Below are 21,791 nucleotides of genomic sequence, written 5' to 3' on the forward strand. Positions count from 1 at the left end.
GCCCGCGAGCTCGGCCAGGACCGCGGCGAAGCGCCGGCCTGCCGGGCCGGCGCCCGCGCCCTCCGTCCAGATGAGCGGCAGCCGGTCGGCGAGGTCGGCGGCCAGGGTCTTGGCCGGGTTGCTGTGTGTGGCGATGGCGGGGCCGCACCGTTCGGCGGTGCGGTCCAGACGGTCCGCGACCTTCGCGAGGGTCTCCGGGGGCGCGTCGACCAGCGCGAGGCGGTCGAGGAGCGCGAGGAGGGGCGTGAACAGCGCCCAGAGCGCGCCGGGGGCGGCGGCCTGGGCGGTCTCTTCCGCCTCGTAGGGGGCGGTGGCCATGGGAACGACCAGGCCGTGGATCGCGTCGACAGCCTCCGAGAGCGGCGCGGTCTGGGGTGCGACGGCGACGACCGTGCAGCCGCGCCGGTAGGCCTGCTCGGCGAGCAGGGCGAGGCCGGGTTCGCTGCCGTCCGTGGTCGTGAGCAGCAGCAGGTCGAGCGAGCCCGCCCAGCCCGGGAGGGCCCAGCGCAGGGCGCCTGCCGCGTGGGCGACGCCGGTGGGTCGGAGCGGGATGACGGGGGCGGAGGCGCCGGCGAGGGCGCCGATCAGGTCCGCGACGCCCAGAGCCGCGGTGCCGGGGCCCGCGACGAGGACGGCCCGCGGCCGGCCCTCGGGGCTGAGCTGTGCGATGCCGGCTTCGTCGGCGTGCCTGGCGGCGGTGCGCACACGGGCCCCGGCCTCTGCCGCGCCGCGGAGCAGGCCGCGGCGGTCGGCACGGGCCAAGGCGTCCGGGTCGTCGAGGAGCGACTCGTCGAGCATGGGGGTGGGCCTCCGATCGCCGTACGCGTGCGGGGGGTGTTGTGCGGTTGTCGGGACGCGGTCCTGACGGTGGGATCCGGTCCGGGCGCCGTCGTACCGGGCCCGTGGTCCGTCGCACCACCGTCCGTCGGTGCCGCCTTATGCGGGGCGGCGAGCCTCGTCGACGAGAAGGACGGGGATGCCGTCCCTGACCGGGTAGGCGAGGCCGCAGTCCTTGCCGGTGCAGATCAGCTCGGGCGTGTCGGCTGCCGTGCGGTCGTCGAGCGGGGCGTGGCAGGCCGGGCAGGCGAGGATCTCCAGGAGGCCGGCTTCGAGCGGCATGACAGCGGTGTCCCTTCGGGCTGTCGCACATCGGACGGAGCGGTTGCGCTCGCGTCGGACGCGCGGTCACGGTGTGGCGGATCAGGCCTCGTCAGCCTACCGCCGGGGGGCGTGGTGCGGCTCGTTCTGGGGCGGCGTGGGCGGTCGGTACGGGTGGGGACCGCGGCCCCCACCCGTACCGGCGGGCTCAGGCCCGTACGAGCGCCAGCACCTCGTCGCGGATCTTGGCCATGGTCGCCTCGTCGCGTGCCTCGACGTTGAGCCGCAGCAGCGGCTCCGTGTTCGAGGCGCGCAGGTTGAACCACCAGTCCGCGGTGGTCACCGTCAGTCCGTCGAGCTCGTCGGCCGTGACGTCCTCGCGGGCGGCGAAGGCGGCCTTCACCGCCGCCGCCCGGCCGGCCTGGTCGTCGACCTTGGAGTTGATCTCGCCGGAGGCCGAGTACCGGTCGTACTGCGCGACCAGCTCGGACAGCGTGCCGTCCTGGGAACCGAGCGCCGCGAGGACGTGGAGCGCGGCGAGCATGCCCGTGTCGGCGTTCCAGAAGTCGCGGAAGTAGTAGTGCGCGGAGTGCTCGCCGCCGAAGATCGCCCCGGTGCGGGCCATCTCCTCCTTGATGAAGGAGTGCCCGACCCTGGTGCGCACCGGCGTGCCGCCGTTCTCGCGGACCACCTCCGGGACGGACCACGAGGTGATCAGGTTGTGGATGACCGTGCCGCCGGGGTGCTTGGCCAGTTCACGGGAGGCCACCAGAGCGGTGATCGCCGACGGTGAGACGCCCTCGCCGCGCTCGTCGACGACGAAGCAGCGGTCTGCGTCGCCGTCGAAGGCCAGACCCAGGTCCGCGCCCTCCTCGCGCACGCGGGCCTGGAGGTCGACGATGTTGGCCGGGTCGAGCGGGTTGGCCTCGTGGTTGGGGAACGTGCCGTCCAGCTCGAAGTACATCGGGACGAGCGTGAGCGGCAGCGGGCCGAAGACGGTGGGGACCGTGTGGCCGCCCATGCCGTTCCCCGCGTCCACGACGACCTTCAGGGGGCGCATCGCCGAGAGGTCGACGAGCGAGAGGAGGTGCTCGGCGTAGTCGGTGAGCGTGTCGCGCTCGGTCACCGTGCCCGGCGTCCCTGCGGGGGCGGGGGCGCCCTGCTCGGACCAGGTCTCGACGAGCCGGCGGATGTCGGCGAGGCCGGTGTCCTGGCCGACGGGTGCGGCACCCGCGCGGCACATCTTGATGCCGTTGTACTGCGCCGGGTTGTGCGAGGCGGTGAACATGGCGCCCGGGAGCCCCATGTGTCCGGAGGCGAAGTACAGCTGGTCGGTCGAGCACAGTCCGATGAGGGTGACGTCGGCACCGCGGGCCGCGGCGCCGCGCGCGAAGGCGCCCGACAGGCCGGGCGACGACGGCCGCATGTCGTGGCCGACGACGATCGCGTCCGCGCCCGTCACCTCGACGAAGGCGGCGCCGAACAGTTCGGCGAGCGACTCGTCCCACTGATCCGGCACCACCCCGCGGACGTCGTACGCCTTCACGATCTGCGACAGATCAGCAGCCACGGCCCAACCCCTTCTGAAGTCCATGCGGTCACCTCAAACTACCCTCACGGGGCTGTGGCGTGGGGGCGCGGACCGGGTCATGCCGCAAAGCCGTCGGGCAGGCGGGTGCGCGAGGGGAGCGGCGGGGTCGGGAGTCGGGGTGAACCGGCGTCAGGAGTCGGGGGAACGCAGCACCCGCAGGTGACCGCGGCGCGCGACCTCCATGGGGTCCGCCGAACGCCGTCCGCCCTGGCCGCCCGCTTCGGCCGTACGCCCCTGGGGCCGTGCCGCCTCACGCACCGCGTTCGCGAGCGCTTCGAGATCGTCGCCGCTGGGGCGGGCCGGGGCGGAGCCGTCGGTGAGCCGGACGACCTCCCAGCCGCGTGGCGCCGTCAGCCGCTCGCTGTGCTCGGCGCACAGGTCGTAGCAGTGGGGCTCGGCGTAGGTGGCGAGCGGACCGAGGACCGCAGTCGAATCGGCATAGACGTACGTCAGTGTCGCGACGGCAGGGCGGCCGCACGCGGTGCGCGAACAGCGACGTACAGGGCTCACGACGTTGGACGGTACCGCACTCTTGAGCGGGCTGCGACGACTCTCCACCAGGTCACTCCCCCGTGTCGTGGTGTGACATCGGACATATCGGCTGTTCGGGCAACTGGCCTGACCTGCACGGAGAGAGAACCACACCGGAGACGGCCGGGCACCGCGCGGTCACGAGGTGGAGTGAATCAGATCAATTGCGGCGAGAAGGGCGGTCGCGAGAGTCGTGGAATCGGGCTCAACGTTGGCCGGAATGCTCAATCGGCGACAGGCCGGCCGCCCCGGGCCCGGACACGATCGCCGCGGTCCCCGGAGAGCTACCCTGCGTCAGTGATGGACAGTCCCGTACCCCCCCGACCGGCAGAGCCGAGGCCCCGCCGCCGTGACCGCCACGGAAGAGGCATGCGCGGCCCCGTCGCTCCCCCTCAGGTGCCGCTCTCGGCCAGCCGTGCCGAGACGTTCCGTGACCTGGTCCAGGACTCGGTGGAGCGGCTGGAGCGGCACTGGCCGCAGTTGGCCGATGTCGACTTCCTGGTCCTGGAGGTCCCTGGTTCGCCCGACGAGTCGGTGCCCCTGGGCAGTGCGGTCCCGGCCGCCAAGGACCGGCCCGCGCGGATCATGATCTATCGGCGCCCCGTCGAGATCCGGACAAAGAACCGCGACGAACGGGCACTCCTCGTTCACGAAGTGGTCGTCGAGCAGGTCGCCGAGCTGCTCGGGCTGGCACCGGAGTCGGTCGATCCGCGCTACGGGCAGGACTGACGGAAGCCCGGAAGGACCGGCACGGACGCACGGTGGCCGGCCGGCGCCGGCCACCCGGACGCGTCAGTCGTCCAGCACGGAGAGATCCTGTTCCGCCGCCGGCACGGCCACCATCCCGCGGTCGTCCGGCAGCGTCTGCACGGTGAACATCGGGATGCCGTCCTCGGCGATCTCCAGCGACCGCGAGGCGTGCACGGGCCCACCGGACACCGTCTCGACCGTAAGCGCGTAGGAACCCTTGAGCCCGGCCGGCACCGGCGCGGGTACGGCCAGCGTCGTCCCGGCCTTCACCGAGTACGTCTTGACGACCTGTGTACCGCCCTCGGTCCCCGCCGACGCGGTGACCTTGACCTCGGCGGCCTTGCCCGCCGCCACGAGCGACAGCAGGGAACCCTTGGCCCGGTTGTCGGCCACCGTGGCGCGCTCCCCCACCGGCGCGGCAGCCGGGATGAACGCGACCTCCTTCTTGTCGCCCTCCCCCCGTACGACACGGAGCGCTGCCACCACGGGGGTGGCCCGGCCGCCTTCGGCCGGACTGAGGACGAGCGAGCCCGCCTCGCCGCGGGTGACGTCCTTCAGGTCGAGGCTCGCGGTCATCCCGGACTTCACATGGAGCGTCTCGGCCCCCGCCGGGGTGATGGTGCCCGTCGCACCCGCGAGCCGCACCTGGAGCTCCGCGTCGTCGTCCCCGGGGGCGAACGCCACCAGCTGCACGGAGGTCGCGTCCGCCGGGATACCTGGCAGCACGGCCGTCGCTGCCGGGTCGGCGGAGGCGGCCAGCCAGTCGCTGCCGCTGTCCTCCTCCGCGGACCGCACGACGGCGCCGACCCGGCCGGTACGGGTCGTGACGTGGACGGTCACGTCCTCCGCCGGGTCCGCCGTCAGCGTCGACAGCAGGACCGGCAGGCCGGCCCCACCGGGAACCGGGATGCCCTCGGCCACGGTGCTCTTGAGCGCGCCGTCCTTGCCGTGGAGCTCGACGTCGACGACGGCGGTGGTGTCGTCCGGGTTGGTCAGGTGCACATAGTCCTGGCGCTTGTCGGCCAGCGAGGCGCCGGGGAACCAGAAGTCCGTGTCGGGAGCGGTGCAGCTGACGCCGAGGAGGCCCCGGCCGCTGCCCGCGGAGACGACGGTGGTCTGCTGCGCGGTCCAGCCGGGGGCGAGGCGGCCGGTGGCCGTCCCGACGAGCGCCGGGGCCTGGCCGCCGCTCTCCTCGGCCGAGACGGGCTTGCCGGGCTCCTTGAGAGCCAGGAAGGGCTTGTCGGCCTCGCCGTCCTTGTCCGCCGTGCCTTTGTCGTCCTTCTCGGCCTCGGCGTCCTTGTCCGCCGGAGCGGCGCCGGGATCGGCCAGCGTGGCCGCCGACGGCCGCAGCTCGGCCGTGTCCGCGCCGGCGCCCGCCGCTTCGTCGGCCGCGGCCCCGTCCTTGGCGCCTTCCTGCGCGCCGTCCTTCATGACCGGGGTGAAGGAGGTGTAGCGCGTCTCCGCGAGGTCGGAGCTGCTGGGCGCCGGGCAGAGCAGGCTGGAACGCTCGACGGGCAGCCGTGCCGGAGCCGCGGCTTCCGTGGTCGCCTCCCCGTCCGGTGCGGTGAGGGAGGCGAAGCCGGTCACCGCGGCGAGGGCCGTGGCGACGGCGATCAGGGAGATGGTCGTGCGCTTCACTCTGACTCGCCTCGCGTCGTGCCGGGGGCTTGCGCCGGGGGCTGGGGGTACGGGCCGCCGTTCGCGTCGCGGTAGCCGTACGGGTCGTACTGCCCGTCCTGCTGGTACTGGCCGTCCTGCTGGTACTGGCCGTCCTGCTGGTACTGGCCGTCCTGCTGATACTGGCCGGGCTGGTACTGCCCGTCGGACCCGTACTGGCCGTCGCCGTAGGAAGCCGCCTGGTAGGGGTCCCCCTCGTACGGCTGCGGGTAGCGGGGGTCCACGTAGGTCTGGTCCCCGCCGTACTGCTGACCGTCCGCGTACTGCTGCTCGCCGCCGTACCCCTGGCTCCGGGCCTGGTCCGCGTTATCGCCGTACCCGCCGTCCTGGTACTGCTGCTGGTCGTACGAGGTTCCGTACGGCGCGGCCGCGTGGGTCTGCGTGTCCCACTCGCCGTACTGCTGCTGCGGTACCGCCGCCGAGTACGGGGCGGGCTGCGCGGCCTCGGTGTCCTGATCCGGCGTCCGCGGCCCGTCCTGGGCGGTCGGCTCCGCCTCCTCGGCCTCCGCCTCGGCCTGGGCCCGCAGCCTGCGCGCCCGGCGACCCTCGCCCGCGACCGGCTGCTCCGGCACGGCCACCGGCTCCTCGGGCAGGTCGTCGTCGATCTCCCGGCGCCGGCCCGGCAGGGCCAGCACCAGCAGCACGAGGGCGAGGAACGCCTGCACCCAGATCCAGGCCGTGTGCGTGGCCGGGTCCTCGTACGTCAGGTCGAGGCGGCCGCCCTCCGCGGGCAGCTCGAAGCCCTGCGCCCAGCCGTCCACCGTGGTCTTCTTCAGCGGGCGTCCGTCGAGGGTCGCCTGCCAGCCTTCCGCGGCGCGGTCCGCGATGCGCAGGACGCGGCCGGAGCCGCCGACGGGGATCTTCGCGTGCGCCTCCACGGCGTCGGAGGCCACGGGCAGCGGCTCGTCCTTGCCGGTGACGATGGTGGCCCTGGCGACCTGGCGGTCCACCCGCCACAGCGCGCTGCCGTCGAGCTGGCTGAGCCGGCTCAGGCCCGGGGTGGCGTCGAGGACGCGGCTGGTCTGCCGGGGGGCTCCGTCGCGCACCAGCACGTAGCGGATCGCGAAGCCGCTGAGCTGGCTGGTCTGGTCGGCGCCGGAGCCCGCGACCAGGTTGGCGACGACCTTGTCGAGCCTGGGGTCGCCGCCGGCGGTCTCGGTGAGCTCGGCGTCGCCGAGGCGGGCGCCGGAACCGCGTACGAGTGTGTAGGAGACCTTCGCGGCGGAGGCCCCGCCGAGGACCAGCGTGCGCGGCTGGTCCTGGGTGTCGCTCTCCTCGGCGACGAACGCCGGCACCTGCACCGGGTCGCGCCGCTCAAGAGGACCTCCGGCGCCGCTCAGCATCCAGTTCGCGGCGGCGATGACCGGGGCGAGGCCGGCCGCCAGCGCGACGAGGGCGGCGACGGGCTGCCGCCAGCCGAAGCTCTGGGCGGCGACCCGGGTGCGGCCGCCCTCGGCGCCCAGCACGGCGGCGGCCAGCAGGGCGATGCCGTAGACGAGGGTCGCGGGTCCGGCCCAGCCGGCACCGCCGTCGCCGGAGCCGTTGACGAGTGCCGCGAAGACCAGGGCGACCAGTGCGACCGCCCAGGCGCCGCGGATCGCGAACTGCCGCTCCTCGCGCAGCAGGGCGCCGAGCGCCGCGAGCACGATGCCGATCATCAGGAGCCCGCCGACGGTTCCGGGGCCGCCGGGACTGATGCCCAGCAGGTCGGTCGCGCCCGCCGCGCCGCCGTCGTACTCGAGCCCGGCCTCGCGGAGGAAGCCGGAAGGGCTGGTGAGCAGCGACAGCGACCAGGGGGCGAGGACCAGCATCGGCGTACCGACGGACGCGACGAAGCGCAGCGCGTAGGCCGTGATGTCGTCGCGGCGCAGCACCAGGACGGCGATGCCGATGACGACGGCGATCGGCCAGACGACGGGGGTGAAGGCCGTCGCGAAGGTCAGCAGCAGGGCGTACGCCCAGGTGGCCCGCCAGCTGCCGCGCCCGCCGCCCTGGAGACGCAGCCCGTGGGCGGCGACCGCGGCACGGGCGATGAGCGGCAGCACGATCGCGAGGACCGCCGTGCCGAGCCGCCCGGTGGCCAGCGCGCCGGTGGCGGCGGGCAGGAAGGCGTAGGCGACGCTCGCCCAGGCCCGCAGCAGCCGTGAGCCGACGATGGGGCGGGACGCGAAGTACGCGGTGAGGCCGGCGAGCGGGACCGAGCAGACGAGCAGCACGGTCAGGGCGAGGCCGGTGGAGCCGAGGAAGAGCGCGGACAGCACCGCGAGGACGGCCAGATAGGGCGGTGCCGCCTGGGTTCCGCCGGTGCCGATGGGATGCCAGCTGTCGGCGTAACGGCTCCAGAGGTCGAAGACGTCGGCCGGGGCGGGCAGCAGGGCACCGCCGGCCAGCGCGCCGCCTGCGAACAGTCCGCGGCAGGCGACGAGCGAGGCGACGAGGAGCAGGGCGAAGAGGAGCGGCCCGGGCTTGCGGGCGATCTTCTTGAGCCTGGCGAACTGCTCGATCTCCAGGAAGTCGGCGTCGTCCCCGCCGGGGCCCGATTCCACGGCGCCGTGCCGGGAGCCGCCGGAGTCGGCGTCCGAGCCGCCGAAGCCTGAGACGACCTGCTCGACGGTGGCGCGGACGGTCGCGCCGGGCGGCGGGAACAGCGGCCGCAGTTCACTCGCCTCGACGGTCCGCCGGGACCGTCTGCGGCGGCCGGCCAGGATGCGTTCGGGGCGCAGCAGGACGCCGAAGAGTCCCATGACCTCGTCGACGGCCTGCCCGGGCACCTTGCCGACGAGATAGGCGAGGGTGCGCAGCAGTGTGCCGAGGACGATGCGCAGCAGTACATAAGGCAGCGCGACGCCGCGGGTGTTGGTGAGCAGGGTGTAGACGGCGCCGGCCTTGTCGACGCGGTGCGGGCTGGCCACTGACCGGCCGGCGCAGTCGACGGTGCGGCGTTCGCGGGCGGCGGCCTCGGCGTGCCGCAGCACGGCGTCGGGGGCGATCAGGACGCGGTGCCCGGCGGAGTGGGCGCGCCAGCACAGGTCGACGTCGTCGCGCATGAGCGGCAGCCGCCGGTCGAAGCCGCCGAGCTCCTCGAACACGTCGCGGCGTACGAGCATGCCGGCGGAGGAGACGGAGAGGACGGAGCGCACCTGGTCGTGCTGGCCCTGGTCCTGTTCGCGGCGGTCGAGTCCGGTCCAGCGCCGTCCGCTGTTGGCGATGGAGACGCCGGTCTCCAGGAGCTGCTTGCGGTCGTACCAGCCGCGGAGTTTGGGGCCGACGATCGCGACGTGTTCGTCGGAGTCGGCGACGCGCAGCAGTTCGGCGAGGGCGTCGGGCTCGGGGGCGCAGTCGTCGTGCAGGAGCCACAGCCATTGGACAGGCTCGCCGTGCGGCAGCTCGGGCATGTCGTACGCCTCGTCGCGCCAGGTCCTGCTGACGGGGTCCCAGCCGCTCGGCCGCTTCAGATACGGCAGTTCCTCGGGAGTGAGGACGCCGGCGGTGCGTGCCGCCTCTTCGACGGCGGTGCCGAAGCCGGTGCGGCGTGCGAGGTGCAGTACGCGGTCGGCGCCGAGGGCGTCGGTGAGCAGTCGGGCCGAGTCGTCGGCGCTGCCGGTGTCGGCCGCGACGACGTTCTGCACGGGGCGTTCCTGGCCGATCAGTCCGGCGAGGGCATCGGGGAGCCAGCGCGCGCCGTCGTGGGAGACGAGCACGGCGGTGACTACGTGCCGCGGGAACTCTGGCGCGGCTGCCGGAACAAACGCGGCTGTGGTGGCGGACATTGAGGTACGGGCCCTCCGGCCGGGGTCACCCCGTAGGGGCTCTGGTGCGTCACGGACGGGGCCCCACACTAACGGCTGGCATGTGAACGGTCCGCAGCCTGTGGACAACCCACAGACGGCGGACCGTTCGTTACGTATGCAGTTGACTCGGTTGTACCGTTTGGGCCGGGCGCGATCGGGCGGCTCGGGCCGGAAGTGACCGGGCGGCGGGAGGGGCGGCGATTCAGACGGCTGCCTTCTTCAGGCGCCGGCGTTCCCGCTCCGAGAGGCCGCCCCAGATTCCGAATCTCTCGTCGTTGTTCAGGGCGTATTCGAGACATTCGGAGCGGACCTCGCAGGCGAGGCAGACCTTCTTGGCCTCGCGGGTGGAGCCACCCTTCTCGGGGAAGAAGGACTCGGGATCGGTCTGGGCGCACAACGCGCGCTCCTGCCAGCCGAGTTCCTCGTCCGCGTCCTCGACCAGCAGTTGTTCGAACAGCTCGGTCATGTGCGCCCCTCGTCTGTCTTTGCGTCCCCGTGATGTTGCCGCGATCGTTTTCGGCCGAACGACACGAGTGAAATTACAAGTGTGTGGCTCCGGGCCAGTCAAGCCGAGATCTGCTATTGGGCCCGGTATTCACTCTGCGGAACCAAGGCTATGCGGAAAGTGTTCAAATCACCAAAAAACGTGACACATGCCAGCGGCCTGCTCCGCACCCCGCCATTCCTCGAAAAGGAAGACGCCAGAGACATCGATCTTGTTTCGATCGAGCCGGCGAAGCGATCCGGATCACAGTGCGATCACTTCGGGCCGGATGACGTTTGCAAGCAGGGTTGCTGCCGCATGTGTCCCTACCCTCCGCTGCACAAACCTTTCTCCGGTCTCCGTAACCGGAAAAGGTGAAACATTGCCGCCAAATCGGTCATTGGGTTGACAGTCGACGAGCGCAACCGTCACCTTTGTTTCCATGCCAGCGACCACAGCGCCCCTCGCGACCCGCCTCCGCGGGTTCCGCAGCGCTGTCCAGGCGCGCTGTTGCTGTTGCTGTTCCAGCTGTTGATGCCCTCGAGCTCCAGCTTCTGCGTCTTCTTCCTGCTCTGCGACACCCCCGCACTTCTGCTGAGGAACCCCCGCACCCATGAACAGCGACAGCGACCTCCAGATCGCCGGCGACATCCTCGCCGTACAGCACCTGCTCCAGCCCGCCCGTGAGCACCCGGCCACCGTGGCCGAGTTCGCCGGCCTCGCCCGGTCCATCGCCGCCGACCGCACGCAGTGGGCGCACCTCGTCGAATACGACGCCACCACCCGCTGGTACCACCGGCTCGACACAGGCCCCGGCTACGAGATCTGGCTGCTCAGCTGGGTCCCCGGCCAGGGCAGCGGACTCCACGACCACGGCCCCTCCTCCGGTGTGCTCACCGTCCTCGAAGGCCGGCTGACCGAGCGCACCGCGCGCGGCGAGCGCTCACTCGCCGCCGGTGCTCAGCGCGTCTTCGCACCGGGCTACGCGCACGAGGTCGTCAACGACTCCCTCGAACCCGCCGTGAGCCTGCACGTCTACTACCCGGGCCTGACCGAGATGCCGATGCACACGGCCGCGCGCTGCACGACGGAGACGGTTCCCGCCTGATGCCCCGCCGGCACCTGCGAGGATGTCGGCATGCGCATTGTGGTTCTGGCCGGCGGCATCGGCGGCGCCCGTTTCCTCCGCGGTCTCAAGCAGGCCGCGCCCGAAGCGGACGTCACGGTGATCGGCAACACCGGTGACGACATCCATCTGTTCGGCCTGAAGGTCTGCCCCGACCTCGACACCGTGATGTACACCCTCGGCGGTGGCATCAACGAGGAGCAGGGCTGGGGCCGCGAGGACGAGACCTTCCAGGTCAAGAGCGAACTCGCGGCGTACGGGGTCGGCCCCGAGTGGTTCGGTCTCGGGGACCGCGACTTCGCCACCCACATCGTCCGTACGCAGATGCTGAGCGCCGGCTATCCGCTCAGCGCCGTCACCGAGGCGCTCTGCGACCGGTGGAACCCGGGCGTACGGCTGCTGCCGATGTCCGACGACCGGGTGGAGACCCATGTCGCCGTGACGCTCGACGGCGAACGCAAGGTCATCCACTTCCAGGAGTACTGGGTTCGGCTGCGGGCATCCGTGGCCGCGGAGGCGGTCGTCCCGGTCGGCGCCGAGCAGGCCAAGCCCGCTCCCGGAGTGCTGGAGGCCATCGCCTCCGCGGACGTGATCCTCTTCCCTCCGTCGAATCCTGTCGTCAGCGTCGGCACGATCCTCGCCGTGCCCGGCATCCGGGAGGCCATCGCGGAAGCGGGCGTACCGGTCGTCGGCCTCTCCCCCATCGTCGGGGACGCGCCCGTGCGCGGAATGGCCGACAAGGTCCTCGCCGCGGTGGGCGTGGAGGCGACGGCGGCGGCGGTCGCACAGCACTACGGCTCCGGGCTGCTCGACGGCTGGCTCGTCGACACGGTCGACGAGCCGGCGGTCGCCGCCGTCGAGGCGGCGGGCATCCGCTGCCGGGCGGTACCGCTGATGATGACCGACGTGGACGCGGCCGCCGACATGGCCAGGGCGGCCCTGGCGCTGGCCGAGGAGGTACAGGCGTGAGCCCGGCGTCGTACCGGGTCTGGGCGCTGCCCGGCCTCGGCGAGGTCCGGCCCGGCGACAACCTCGCCAAGCTGATCGCGGCCACCTCGCCGGGACTGGCCGACGGGGACGTACTGCTCGTCACCTCCAAGATCGTCAGTAAGGCGGAGGGGCGGATCGTCGAAGCGGCGGACCGCGAGGCGGCGATCGACGCGGAGACGGTTCGGGTGGTCGCCCGGCGCGGCGCCCTGCGCATCGTCGAGAACCGGCAGGGGCTGGTGATGGCCGCGGCAGGCGTCGACGCGTCCAACACTCCCGCGGGCACAGTGCTGTTGCTGCCCGAGGACCCGGACGCCTCCGCCCGCGCGATCCGCGAGGGGCTGCGCGACGAGCTCGGCGTCGACCTCGGCGTCATCGTCACCGACACCTCCGGCCGGCCCTGGCGGACCGGGCTGACCGACATCGCGATCGGCGCGGCGGGCGTGCGGGTCCTGGACGATCTGCGCGGCGGCACCGACGCCCACGGCAATCCCCTCAGCGCCACTGTCGTGGCCACCGCCGACGAACTCGCCGCCGCGGGCGACCTGGTGAAGGGCAAGGCCGAGGGACTGCCGGTCGCCGTCGTCCGCGGCCTGCCGCACATCGTGGGTGACGCCGGCGAGGACGCGAGAGCACTTGTCCGGATCGCCGCCGACGACATGTTCCGGCTGGGCACCTCGGAGGCGATACGGGAGGCGGTGACACAGCGCCGCACGGTCCGCGAGTTCACCGACGAGCCGGTGGACGGCGCCGCGGTGCGGCGCGCGGTCGCGGCCGCCGTGACGGCGCCCGCCCCCCATCACACGACGCCGTGGCGCTTCGTCCTGCTCGAGTCGGCCGGCTCCCGCCGCCGCCTGCTGGACGCGATGCGCGACGCCTGGATCGAGGACCTGCGCCGCGACGGAAAATCGGAGGAGTCCGTCGCCAAGCGGGTCCGGCGCGGGGACGTCCTGCGCAACGCCCCGTACCTGGCGGTGCCGTGCCTGGTGGCGGACGGGGCCCACACGTACGGCGACGAGCGCCGGGACGCGGCCGAACGCGAGATGTTCGTCGTCGCGGCGGGCGCGGGCGTGCAGAACTTCCTCGTGGCGCTCGCGGCTGAGCGGCTGGGATCCGCGTGGGTCTCCTCGACGATGTTCTGCCGCGACGTGGTGCGGGAGGTGCTGTCGCTGCCGGCGACATGGGACCCGATGGGCGCCGTGGCGATCGGCCACGCCGCCGCCCCGCCCAAGGCACGTCCGGCGCGGGAGGCCTCCGCGTTCATCGAGGTCCGCTAGGAACCCGCCGGCGGCTCAGGACACGGCGGCCCGCCGGTCACCACGCGGCGATGTCGACCCTGCGCATCTTCGGTTCGCGGCGCGGCGGGACGCGGCCCGCAAGCAGGATCAGGCGGGCCGCGCGGTGGCGCTGGCCCTCGTAGGGGGCGAGCAGCTCCAGCATCGCCGCGTCGTCCGTGTTGCGTTCACCGGCCAGGGAGTAGCCGACGATCCGCGGCAGGTGCAGGTCGCCGACCGTGACGGCGTCGGGGGCGCCGTTGCTGCGCTGGATCACCTCCGCCGAGGTCCACGGGCCGATACCGGGGATCAACTCCAGCCTGGCCATGGCCTTTTCGGGCTCCATCGCCGCCGCTTCCTCCATCCGGGGGGCGACCCGCACCGCGCGCAGGATCGTCGACGCGCGCTTGTTGTCGACGCCCGCCCGGTGCCATTCCCACGACGGGACGAGCGCCCAGGTGCGCGGCTCCGGCATGACGTACAGGCCCTGGTCCGGGCCCGGCGCCGGTTCGCCGTACTTGCGGACCAGCAGCCGCCAGGCCCGGTAGGCCTCGTCGGTGGTGATCTTCTGTTCCAGGATCGAGGGGATCAGGGACTCCATGACGAGGCCCGTGCGCAGCAGCCGCAGTCCCGGCCGCCGGTGCTGCGCGGCGGCGACCAGCCGGTGCCGCGGGGTGAAGGCCTCCGGCTCGTCGGCCGCCCCGAGCAGCTCGGGAAGCCGGTCGAGCAGCCACTCCGCGCCCGGCCCCCAGGCCTCGGCCTCGACGGTGCCCGCCCGCATCGCGACGTGCAGCGTCCCGGGCCCGGCCGGGGTGCGGCTGGTCCGCCAGGCAGAGCCGTCCGGCGTCGTACGGAAGGTGGGATCGGCGGGGCCCCTGCGCAACGGGCCGAGGACGAGTCCGAGGTCCAGCGGCCACGGCGGGGTCCATCGCCGGGTGCGGGCGGCGGCGGGCGCGGCAGGGACCTGTCGCGGTATCGCCGCGGGTACGCCGCTCGCGCCACCGCGCACGGTGGCGCGGCTCGTGTCCGGTCGGAAGCGCCCTGCCATGCGGCCAGGCTACTGGTCGGAGGAGAAGCGGACCGCGCCCGCCGGGAGCACCGCGTCGCACCACACCCGCGCACCGTCCCTGAGCTCGTTGTCCTCACCCACGACAGCGCCGTCCCCGACGACCACGCCGGACAGCACCGTGCGCGCCCCGATGCGCGCGCCCGCGCCGACGAGTGAGTCGCAGATCACGGCGCCCGCTTCCACGACGGCGCCGGCCAGGACCGTGCTGCCGTCGATCCGGGCGTCCTCGCCGACGGTCGCGCCCTCGCAGACCACGGTGCCGCCGGTCAGCTTGGCGCCCGGCGCGACGCGCGCGGACGGCAGCACCAGCTGGTCACCGCGTCTGCCCGGCACGGCGGGAGAGGGAGCACGGCCCAGGACCAGATCGGCGGAGCCGCGTACGAAGGCGTGCGGCGTGCCGAGGTCCAGCCAGTAAGTGGAGTCGACCATGCCCTGGAGGTGGGCTCCGGCGCTCAGCAGCTCCGGGAAGGTCTCGCGCTCGACGGAGACGGGCCTGCCCGCCGGGATGGAGTCGATGACGGAACGCCGGAAGACGTAGGCCCCCGCGTTGATCTGGTCGGTGACGATCTCCTCGGGCGTCTGGGGCTTCTCCAGGAACGCGGTGACGCGCCCTGTCCCGTCCGTCGGCACCAGACCGAAGGCGCGCGGGTCCTCTACCCGGGTGAGGTGCAGGGAGACATCGGCCCCGGACGTGCGGTGGGTGCCGACGAGGGCCTCGATGTCGAGTCCCGTGAGGATGTCCCCGTTGAAGACGAGGACCGGGTCGTCGGGACCCGACCGCAGCCGGGAGGCGACGTTGCGGATGGCCCCGCCGGTGCCGAGGGGCTCATCCTCCGTCACGTATTCGAGGTGCAGCCCCAACGCGGAGCCGTCTCCGAAGTACGGCTCGAAGACCTCCGCCAGGTACGAGGTGGCGAGCACGATGTGCTCGACGCCCGCCGCCCGCGCCCGCGCCAGCTGATGGGTGAGGAACGGCACGCCCGCCGCCGGCACCATCGGCTTCGGGGTGCGGACGGTGAGCGGACGCAGCCGGGTTCCCTTGCCTCCGACCAGGAGGATCGCTTCTGGGGCCAGGTTCAATGCGTTCTCTGCTTCCTGCTGGGGCCGGGCTCGGTCACGGGTTTGACCGGCCAGTTTATGAGTTGCGTCCACGGCGGCCCGAGGTGCGTCCGCCGTGTCCCGGCCCCGTCGTCCTTCAGCGGCCCTGAAGCTTGGCCGAAGCCGTTCTGGCGGTTCCGAGTTGGCTGTAGAGAAGGCCTCCGGGGCAGTCCGTGACGTAGCCGTCGCGGTGTCCGGAGATGGCGTTGAGCTGGACCTTGACGCCCTTCGCGTATTTCCCGCTGCCGGCCGAGGTGAGCGTCACCTTGCCCGCGGGGTCGATCCCGTGCAGGCCGAGCTTCCACGCGGTCAGCTTGGCCACGGCGGTCACCGCGGCCTCCGGCGGATTGGAGGAACTGTACGTGCCGAGCACGGCGATGCCCGTGCTGTTCGTGTTGAAACCCAGGGTGTGCGCGCCGAGCACCGGCTTGGCCACGCCTCCTGCCCGGCCTTCGTAGATGTTTCCGCACTTGTCGACGGCGAAGTTGTAGCCGATGTCGCGCCAGCCGCTGCTCTTGACGTGGTAGCGGTAGATACTGCGGATAACGGAGGGGGCCTCCTCGCAGGTGTAGCTGTTGCCGGTGGCGCTGTGGTGGACGAACGCGGCCTTCACCGAGCCCGTGTAGACGAACGCCTTCTCCCGCCACGACTCGTCGGCGCCCCACCCCTTGCGGGTGACGATGCTCGGACGCGGGCCGATGTACGGCTTGGCGCCGGCCGCGAGGTCGCCCTCGAGCAGGTCACCCGCCGCGGCCGCCTCGGCCTCGGTGTCGGCCTGGTTGAGGGCCGGGATCACGAGGCCGCCGACCGGGGAACGGCCGACGGTGGGCTCCGTGTCGGGGCCTGCCGCGACCTGATCGGTGCCGGGCTCGGGGGCCCTGTCCGTGTCGGGGGCGGTGTCCGTGTCGGGGGCCGCGGCGGCCGGATCCTCGCCGGGGTCGACGAGTTCGAGGCGCATTCCCTCGGGCAGTCCGCTCGAGGTGCCGTCCTCGGCCCGAACGCGTACCTCCACGCCGTCCGATGCGCCGACCCACAGCGGGGCCGTGGAGCCGCGCACCGAGCGCGACTCGCTCTCGGCGGTACCGGGGTCGGCCGCGTGCTCCGAGTTGTGCGTCTCCACCTGCTGCCAGTCGGACCAGACGCCGGACCCGGCCGCCCGGGTGCGTACCTCGACGGTGCCGTGGAGTTCGGTGAACGCGTCCTCCCAGACCACGCCGACGAGCGAGAACGGATCGACGTCCTGCTCGGGAAGGCCGAGTTCCGGGGCGCCGGCGGAACGGTCCGAGGGGGTCTGGCCTATGGACTTCAGTGGCAGGGACTGGGTCGAGCCGGGCACGTCCGGTGCTTGTGGGACCGCGGCGGCCGGCAGGGGCGCGGCGAGCGCGCCGGAAGCGAGCGAGAGCGGAACGACGAGCGCGGTCGCGCACGCCACTCCGACGGAAGAAGCCAGGTATCCACGCATGGCAAGGATCCTGGGCCGGTGCGGCGCGCCGCGCTCGGCGGCAAACCCCCGGCGGAGCGAGGGTCCTTCGGTCCGACCGGAGGACACCGTCACCCGAGCGGCCGCCCCCGCCCCCGGCGGCGGCGTACGCTTGCGCGGATGAACGCCAGCGACCGCACCCCCGCCGACCTGCTGCGATCCGCGCTCGCCGCGGACCCCGCGCGCCCCTTGGTCACTTTTTACGACGATGCCACCGGTGAGCGGGTCGAATTGTCCGTCGCCACCTTCGCCAATTGGGTGGCGAAGACGGCGAATCTGCTCCAGGGCGACCTCTCCGCGGAGCCGGGCGACCGGCTCGCGCTGCTGCTGCCGGCGCACTGGCAGAGCGCTGTCTGGCTGCTGGCCTGCTCGTCCGTGGGTGTGATCGCGGACGTCGGCGGCGACGCGGCGCGCGCGGACCATGTCGTGGCGGGGCCGGGCCGGTTCGACGACGGGCTCGCCTGCGGCGGTGAGCGGATCGCGCTGTCCCTCGCACCGATGGGACGCCGCTTCCCCGCCCCGCCGGCCGGTTACGCCGACTACGCGGTGGAGGTGCCTGGCCAGGGCGACAGGTTCGCCCCCTACGCGCCGGTGGATCCGGACGCGCCGGCGCTGACCGTCGGGGACCTGGAACTGACCGGTGCCGAACTGGTCGGGCGGGCGCGGGAGGACGTGGCGCGGCTGGGTCTCACGCCGGGCTCGCGGTTGCTGTCCGGGAAGTCGTACGACTCCTGGGAGGGTCTGTCCGCGGGGCTGTACGCGCCCCTGGCGGCCGGGGCTTCCGTCGTTCTGTGCCGGAATCTCGGCGAGTTGTCGCAGGACTCGCTGGCGAAGCGCCTCGAGAGCGAGCGGGTCACCGTCACGGCGGTATGACAAGCGTGGGGCGTCCACTCGTGTGGCGCACACTCGGGCCGAGCCCTCCCCGTCCGGCGGCGGCGCCCGGTGGATGATCGGCGACAAGCGTGCTTCAACGCACAACCAAGCGCCGGGTTCAGCCGTCTAGACCAGCGATCGGCGGCCCAGCGTGCCGCCGACGCCATGAAGGATGGACGCACACGTGACGGACAAGGCCGGCACGTCGGCGGACCCCGCGGGGTCCGCCGACGCGGACGAGAAGGCGGGATCCGCGGTCGCGGACGACTCCGCCACGCCCGGCGGCCCGGCCGACTCCGGGAGAGCGGGCGACACCCCCGCCGCGAGCGGTGGCCACGCCGCTGACACAGGCGCCGAGAAGTCGGCAGGTTCGACGGCCGACGACGAGGCGGGGAACGCGGCCACCGCCACCGCCGGCAGGAACACCGAGAGTCCGGCGGACTCCACCCCCGCCACGCAGTCGGGGAACGCAGCAGCATCGACGGCCGACGACGAGGCCGAGGGCACAGCAGACCCGAAGGCCGACGGCCAGGCCGGAAACACGTCCGGTCCCTCGGCCGGGACCGACGCCGAGCCCGACGGCGCCACCCCCGGGGCGCCGGGCGGAAAGGACGTGCCGGTCGACAGTGCCGGTGCCGGCGGCCCGGCCCCCTCGGGCGGAGGCGGACCGGGCGACGACAACGGCGGGAACGGTCACGGCGGGGACAGCGGCGACGGTCACGGCGGGGACGGCGGCGACGGTCAGGCCGGAGGAAGGCCGCCACGGCACTGGATGCGCTGGGCCGCGCTCGGCACCTCGCTCGTCGTGCTCGCCGCCGCGGGCGCCGGCTGGTGGTTCTACCGCAAGCTCGACTCCAACATCACCACGGACACGACGGCCGCCGCCGAACTGGAGACGTACGAGAAGGAACGCCCCACGCCCGTCGCCGTCGACGCGCAGAACATCCTGCTGCTCGGCTCGGACACCAGGGCCGGCGAGGGCAACAGCAAGTACGGCCGGGACGAGAACGGCGGCAGCCAGCGCTCCGACACCACGATCCTGCTGCACATCGCGGCCGACCGTAAGAGCGCGACGGCGATGTCGATCCCGCGCGACCTGCTGGTCACCGTCCCGAGCTGCGGGAAGCCGGACGGCAGCCGCTCCAAGGAGCAGACGGCACAGTTCAACTGGGCCTTCCAGTTCGGCGGGGCGGCCTGCACGATCCGCACCGTCGAGAAGTTCACCGGGGTCCGCATCGACCACCACATGGTGATCGACTTCCGCGGCTTCAAGGACATGGTGGACGCCGTGGACGGCGTCGAGGTGTGTCTGAAGGAGCCGATCGACGACAAGGACGCGCGGCTCAAGCTGCCGGCCGGGCCGCAGACGCTGCACGGCGAGGAGGCACTCGGGTTCGTCCGGGCGCGCAAGACGCTGGGCAACGGCAGCGACACCGAACGCATGGAACGGCAGCAGCAGTTCCTGGGCGCGCTGGTCAAGAAGGTCCAGAGCAACGGCGTACTGCTCAATCCGACGAGGCTCTATCCGGTGCTCGACGCGGCGACGAAGTCCATCACCACCGATCCGGGTCTCGACTCATTGAAGGACCTTTACGACCTGACCCGCTCACTTCGGAGCATTCCGACGGAAAAGGTCCAATTCCTCACCGTTCCCCGGCAGCCGCACGCCGCGAATCCCAACCGGGACGAGCTCGTGCAGCCGGACGCGGACCAGCTCTTCGAGAGTCTGCGCGAGGACGATCCGGTCACTGTCGTACCGAACGGCGAACGGGAGGGCGAGGGGACCACCGGAGAACCGGACACCGGCGGAACCAGCACCCCCAGTGCGACACCGACATTTCCCGGCACCAATGCCGCCGAAGGGATGTGTGAGTAAAGCAATGGCCAAACGGAAGCAGAGAGTGCTGACGGATTGGGCGAATTGCCCAGTTGTAAGGGGCGTGGAATTTGTCACGGACGTCGCTCGACGCTGAACTGGACGGATAGTGTGACGCGATCCGGTGCTTCCGACCCTGTGTCGCGCACTGCTGGATCGAAGGACCGAGCGCCTGCCGGGGGAGGCGCGTCGCGTGGCACCCGACGGAGGACTCAAGCAACCGTGGATGCGCAAAGCCGTGGGCGGGCGGACGAGATCGACCCCGCCGACCAGTGGGTACTCAACCCGCAGACCGGCAACTACGAACTGCGACTGGATCAATCCGCACCGCAGTCGATCCCCTCCACCAGAGGCTCCGGCCGCAGCAGCACAAGAGCCGGCGCGGCCGGCAGCCGCGGTGCCGCCCCACGGAACACGGCGGCCGGAAATGGTGCCCGGCGCGGTACGACCGCCCCGGGCACCGAGGTCCCCGAACAGCGTCGGCGCCGCACGGGTGACGCGTCCGCCGGCCGGGCGGCACAGGCGCAGACCGGCCGGCGCAAGCGCAAGCAGGGCAAGTCGCGCAAGAAGAAGGCGCTGCTGTGGACGGGCGGCACGCTCGCGCTGGTGATGGTGGGCACGGCGACCGCCGGATACCTCTACTACGAGCACCTGAACTCCAACATCACCTCGGTCCCCGACGACGGCGCCGGCACCGGCGGCTTCAGCAAGGACCGGGCGATCAACATCCTGGTCATCGGCACGGACAAGCGCACCGGCGACGGCAACGAGGGCTACGGCGACAGGAACAGCGCCGGCCACGCCGACACGACGGTGCTGCTCCACGTGTCCAAGGACCGCACCAACGCGACGGCGCTGAGCATCCCGCGTGACCTGATCACGGACATCCCGGACTGTCCGACCACCCAGGAGGACGGGTCGACCAAGACCATCCCGGGGTCGCCGAACACCCGCTTCAATGTGAGCCTCGGCCAGTCGGGCCGTACACCCAGCTGCACCATGCGTACGGTCACCGAGCTCACCGGCATCAAGCCCGACCACTTCATGGTGGCCGACTTCAACGCGGTCAAGACACTGACCTCGGCGGTCGGCGGTGTGCCGATCTGCCTCGCCAAGGACATAAAGGACCCCGACTCCAAGCTCGACCTGCCCGCGGGTGAGCACGAGATCGAGGGCGAGGAGGCCCTGGCGTTCGTCCGTACCCGGCACGCGGTGGGCTTCGGCGGCGACCTCGACCGCATCAAGCTGCAACAGCAGTTCCTGAGCGCGCTGATGCGCAAGCTGAAGTCCAACGACACGCTCACCAGCCCGACGAAGCTGGTGAAGCTGGCGGAGGCGGGCACCAAGGCGCTGACCGTCGACTCCCAGATAAACGACATCATGAAGCTCCGTGACCTCGGCCTGGAGCTCGGCAAGTTCGACATGAAGAACCTGACCTTCGCGACCGTGCCCGTGCGGGACAACCCGGCGGAGACGGTCAAGGCCACGGTCGTGCTCGACGAGAGCAAGGCGGAATCGCTGTTCGCGATGGTCCGCGAGGACGTCTCCCTCACCGAGGTCGAGCAGAAGAAGCAGCAGGCCAAGGACAAGCAGAACGCCCTTCTCGAGGGCACCAGGGCGAAGGCGTCCGACGTCCGCGTCGATGTCTTCAACGGCGGCGGGCCGACGGGAGCCGCGCAGAAGACCCTCGACTGGCTCCAGAACACCGAGGGCGTCCTGAAGTCCGCCAACAAGGGCAACGCCCCGGCGGACGTGACCAGGACGACCCTCGAGTACGCACCGAACCAGGCCGACCAGGCCCGCGCACTCGCGGACCTGATGGGCCTTCCTGCCGCGGCGTTGAAGCCGGGCACACAGGACGCGGAGGGTCTCACAGCGATGACGCTGACCCTCGGTCCCGATTTCAAGGGCGCAGGGGTGCCCATCACCGGTCCGGCGAAGGTGCCGGACGACATCCAGAAGGTCGAAGCCGACAAGAAGGTCTGTGCCGGATGAGGCCGGAGGAACGGCTCGTGAAACGAGCCTGAAACCAGGGGGGACCCAGGGGTGGGAAGAAACAGCGTGCGTGGGGAGGGGACCCGGGAGC

The 21,791-nt window shown here is 72.3% G+C and carries 18 protein-coding genes; 7 read left to right on the forward strand and 11 right to left on the reverse strand.

The genetic code is table 11. The features are described from left to right. From ACWGH4_RS06965 to ACWGH4_RS06980, 4 genes are all read right to left on the reverse strand, one after another. Positions 1-798, reverse strand: a 798-nt coding sequence (locus ACWGH4_RS06965; protein WP_453456644.1) for an SIS domain-containing protein, incomplete at its 3' end; no start/stop codon positions are given. Between the two features lie 138 nt (positions 799-936). Beyond that, entirely contained in the window at positions 937-1,119 is a 183-nt protein-coding gene (locus ACWGH4_RS06970) for a Trm112 family protein (protein ID WP_100107426.1), read from the reverse strand. 187 nt (positions 1,120-1,306) lie between these two features. Next, positions 1,307-2,668: a phosphomannomutase/phosphoglucomutase gene (locus ACWGH4_RS06975; RefSeq protein ID WP_453456647.1), complete on the reverse strand. Its 1,362-nt coding sequence runs from the start codon at positions 2,666-2,668 to the stop codon at positions 1,307-1,309. Between the two features lie 150 nt (positions 2,669-2,818). After that, positions 2,819-3,247: a DUF3499 domain-containing protein gene (locus ACWGH4_RS06980; RefSeq protein WP_053557230.1), complete on the reverse strand. Its 429-nt coding sequence runs from the start codon at positions 3,245-3,247 to the stop codon at positions 2,819-2,821. A gap of 273 nt (positions 3,248-3,520) precedes the next feature. Between ACWGH4_RS06980 and ACWGH4_RS06985 the strand changes: the two genes are divergently transcribed. Then, positions 3,521-3,949, forward strand: coding sequence for a metallopeptidase family protein (locus ACWGH4_RS06985; RefSeq protein ID WP_078951277.1), 429 nt, complete (start codon positions 3,521-3,523; stop codon positions 3,947-3,949). A 63-nt stretch (positions 3,950-4,012) separates the two neighbouring features. On the opposite strand, the gene ACWGH4_RS06990 is transcribed toward ACWGH4_RS06985, so the two are convergent. From ACWGH4_RS06990 to ACWGH4_RS07005, 4 genes are all read right to left on the reverse strand, one after another. Beyond that, positions 4,013-5,608, reverse strand: a complete 1,596-nt coding sequence (locus tag ACWGH4_RS06990; RefSeq protein WP_453456651.1) for a DUF5719 family protein — start codon at positions 5,606-5,608, stop codon at positions 4,013-4,015. After that, positions 5,605-9,417 carry a glycosyltransferase gene (locus tag ACWGH4_RS06995; protein WP_453456654.1) on the reverse strand — a complete coding sequence of 1,271 codons (3,813 nt, stop codon included), beginning with the start codon at positions 9,415-9,417 and terminating at the stop codon, positions 5,605-5,607. The genes ACWGH4_RS06990 and ACWGH4_RS06995 overlap by 4 nt, the downstream gene beginning before the upstream one ends. Before the next feature lie 223 nt (positions 9,418-9,640). Next, on the reverse strand, positions 9,641-9,904 hold the full coding sequence (locus ACWGH4_RS07000) for a WhiB family transcriptional regulator (protein ID WP_053557226.1): 264 nt from the start codon (positions 9,902-9,904) through the stop codon (positions 9,641-9,643). A 446-nt stretch (positions 9,905-10,350) separates the two neighbouring features. After that, entirely contained in the window at positions 10,351-10,503 is a 153-nt protein-coding gene (locus ACWGH4_RS07005; protein ID WP_453456657.1) for a hypothetical protein, read from the reverse strand. 32 nt (positions 10,504-10,535) lie between these two features. Here ACWGH4_RS07005 and ACWGH4_RS07010 point away from each other — a divergent pair, with 32 nt between their 5' ends. Genes ACWGH4_RS07010 through ACWGH4_RS07020 form a run of 3 tightly spaced genes read left to right on the forward strand, consistent with a single transcriptional unit; the run spans position 10,536 to position 13,312 of the window. Continuing rightward, on the forward strand, positions 10,536-11,030 hold the full coding sequence (locus ACWGH4_RS07010; RefSeq protein WP_453456660.1) for a cysteine dioxygenase: 495 nt from the start codon (positions 10,536-10,538) through the stop codon (positions 11,028-11,030). A gap of 30 nt (positions 11,031-11,060) precedes the next feature. Continuing rightward, positions 11,061-12,017: a 2-phospho-L-lactate transferase gene (cofD, locus tag ACWGH4_RS07015; protein ID WP_356625191.1), complete on the forward strand. Its 957-nt coding sequence runs from the start codon at positions 11,061-11,063 to the stop codon at positions 12,015-12,017. Further along, positions 12,014-13,312 carry a coenzyme F420-0:L-glutamate ligase gene (locus ACWGH4_RS07020; protein WP_453456664.1) on the forward strand — a complete coding sequence of 433 codons (1,299 nt, stop codon included), beginning with the start codon at positions 12,014-12,016 and terminating at the stop codon, positions 13,310-13,312. Before cofD ends, ACWGH4_RS07020 begins: the two co-directional genes overlap by 4 nt. 37 nt (positions 13,313-13,349) lie before the next feature. Here ACWGH4_RS07020 and ACWGH4_RS07025 read toward each other — a convergent pair whose 3' ends face one another. The 3 genes from ACWGH4_RS07025 to ACWGH4_RS07035 all read right to left on the reverse strand — a co-directional run bounded on the left by ACWGH4_RS07025 (position 13,350) and on the right by ACWGH4_RS07035 (position 16,938). After that, positions 13,350-14,357, reverse strand: coding sequence for a DNA-3-methyladenine glycosylase family protein (locus ACWGH4_RS07025; RefSeq protein ID WP_453456667.1), 1,008 nt, complete (start codon positions 14,355-14,357; stop codon positions 13,350-13,352). Between the two features lie 9 nt (positions 14,358-14,366). Beyond that, complete coding sequence (locus ACWGH4_RS07030; protein WP_453456670.1) at positions 14,367-15,458, reverse strand: sugar phosphate nucleotidyltransferase; 1,092 nt, start codon at positions 15,456-15,458, stop codon at positions 14,367-14,369. A gap of 115 nt (positions 15,459-15,573) precedes the next feature. Further along, positions 15,574-16,938 carry a peptidoglycan recognition protein family protein gene (locus ACWGH4_RS07035; protein WP_453456673.1) on the reverse strand — a complete coding sequence of 455 codons (1,365 nt, stop codon included), beginning with the start codon at positions 16,936-16,938 and terminating at the stop codon, positions 15,574-15,576. Positions 16,939-17,076: 138 nt separating this feature from the next. Here ACWGH4_RS07035 and ACWGH4_RS07040 point away from each other — a divergent pair, with 138 nt between their 5' ends. From ACWGH4_RS07040 to ACWGH4_RS07050, 3 genes are all read left to right on the forward strand, one after another. Further along, positions 17,077-17,829, forward strand: a complete 753-nt coding sequence (locus ACWGH4_RS07040) for a TIGR03089 family protein (protein ID WP_453456676.1) — start codon at positions 17,077-17,079, stop codon at positions 17,827-17,829. A gap of 184 nt (positions 17,830-18,013) precedes the next feature. Beyond that, entirely contained in the window at positions 18,014-19,705 is a 1,692-nt protein-coding gene (locus tag ACWGH4_RS07045; RefSeq protein ID WP_453456679.1) for an LCP family glycopolymer transferase, read from the forward strand. Positions 19,706-19,927: 222 nt separating this feature from the next. Further along, positions 19,928-21,700 (forward strand): LCP family protein, encoded by a 1,773-nt coding sequence (locus ACWGH4_RS07050; RefSeq protein ID WP_453456682.1) that lies wholly within the window; start codon positions 19,928-19,930, stop codon positions 21,698-21,700. The last annotated feature ends 91 nt before the right edge of the window (positions 21,701-21,791 follow it).

The organism is Streptomyces sp. NPDC054847 (genome assembly GCF_053610925.1).

Bases quoted from the DNA above. Each gene is read 5' to 3' on its own strand.
- ACWGH4_RS06985 (WP_078951277.1), top strand. From the start codon at position 3,521: ATGGACAGTCCCGTACCCCCCCGACCGGCAGAGCCGAGGCCCCGCCGC.
- ACWGH4_RS07035 (WP_453456673.1), bottom strand. From the start codon at position 16,938: ATGCGTGGATACCTGGCTTCTTCCGTCGGAGTGGCGTGCGCGACCGCG.
- ACWGH4_RS07010 (WP_453456660.1), top strand. From the start codon at position 10,536: ATGAACAGCGACAGCGACCTCCAGATCGCCGGCGACATCCTCGCCGTA.
- ACWGH4_RS06970 (WP_100107426.1), bottom strand. From the start codon at position 1,119: ATGCCGCTCGAAGCCGGCCTCCTGGAGATCCTCGCCTGCCCGGCCTGC.
- ACWGH4_RS07000 (WP_053557226.1), bottom strand. From the start codon at position 9,904: ATGACCGAGCTGTTCGAACAACTGCTGGTCGAGGACGCGGACGAGGAA.
- cofD (WP_356625191.1), top strand. From the start codon at position 11,061: ATGCGCATTGTGGTTCTGGCCGGCGGCATCGGCGGCGCCCGTTTCCTC.
- ACWGH4_RS07025 (WP_453456667.1), bottom strand. From the start codon at position 14,357: ATGGCAGGGCGCTTCCGACCGGACACGAGCCGCGCCACCGTGCGCGGT.
- ACWGH4_RS07040 (WP_453456676.1), top strand. From the start codon at position 17,077: ATGAACGCCAGCGACCGCACCCCCGCCGACCTGCTGCGATCCGCGCTC.
- ACWGH4_RS06995 (WP_453456654.1), bottom strand. From the start codon at position 9,417: ATGTCCGCCACCACAGCCGCGTTTGTTCCGGCAGCCGCGCCAGAGTTC.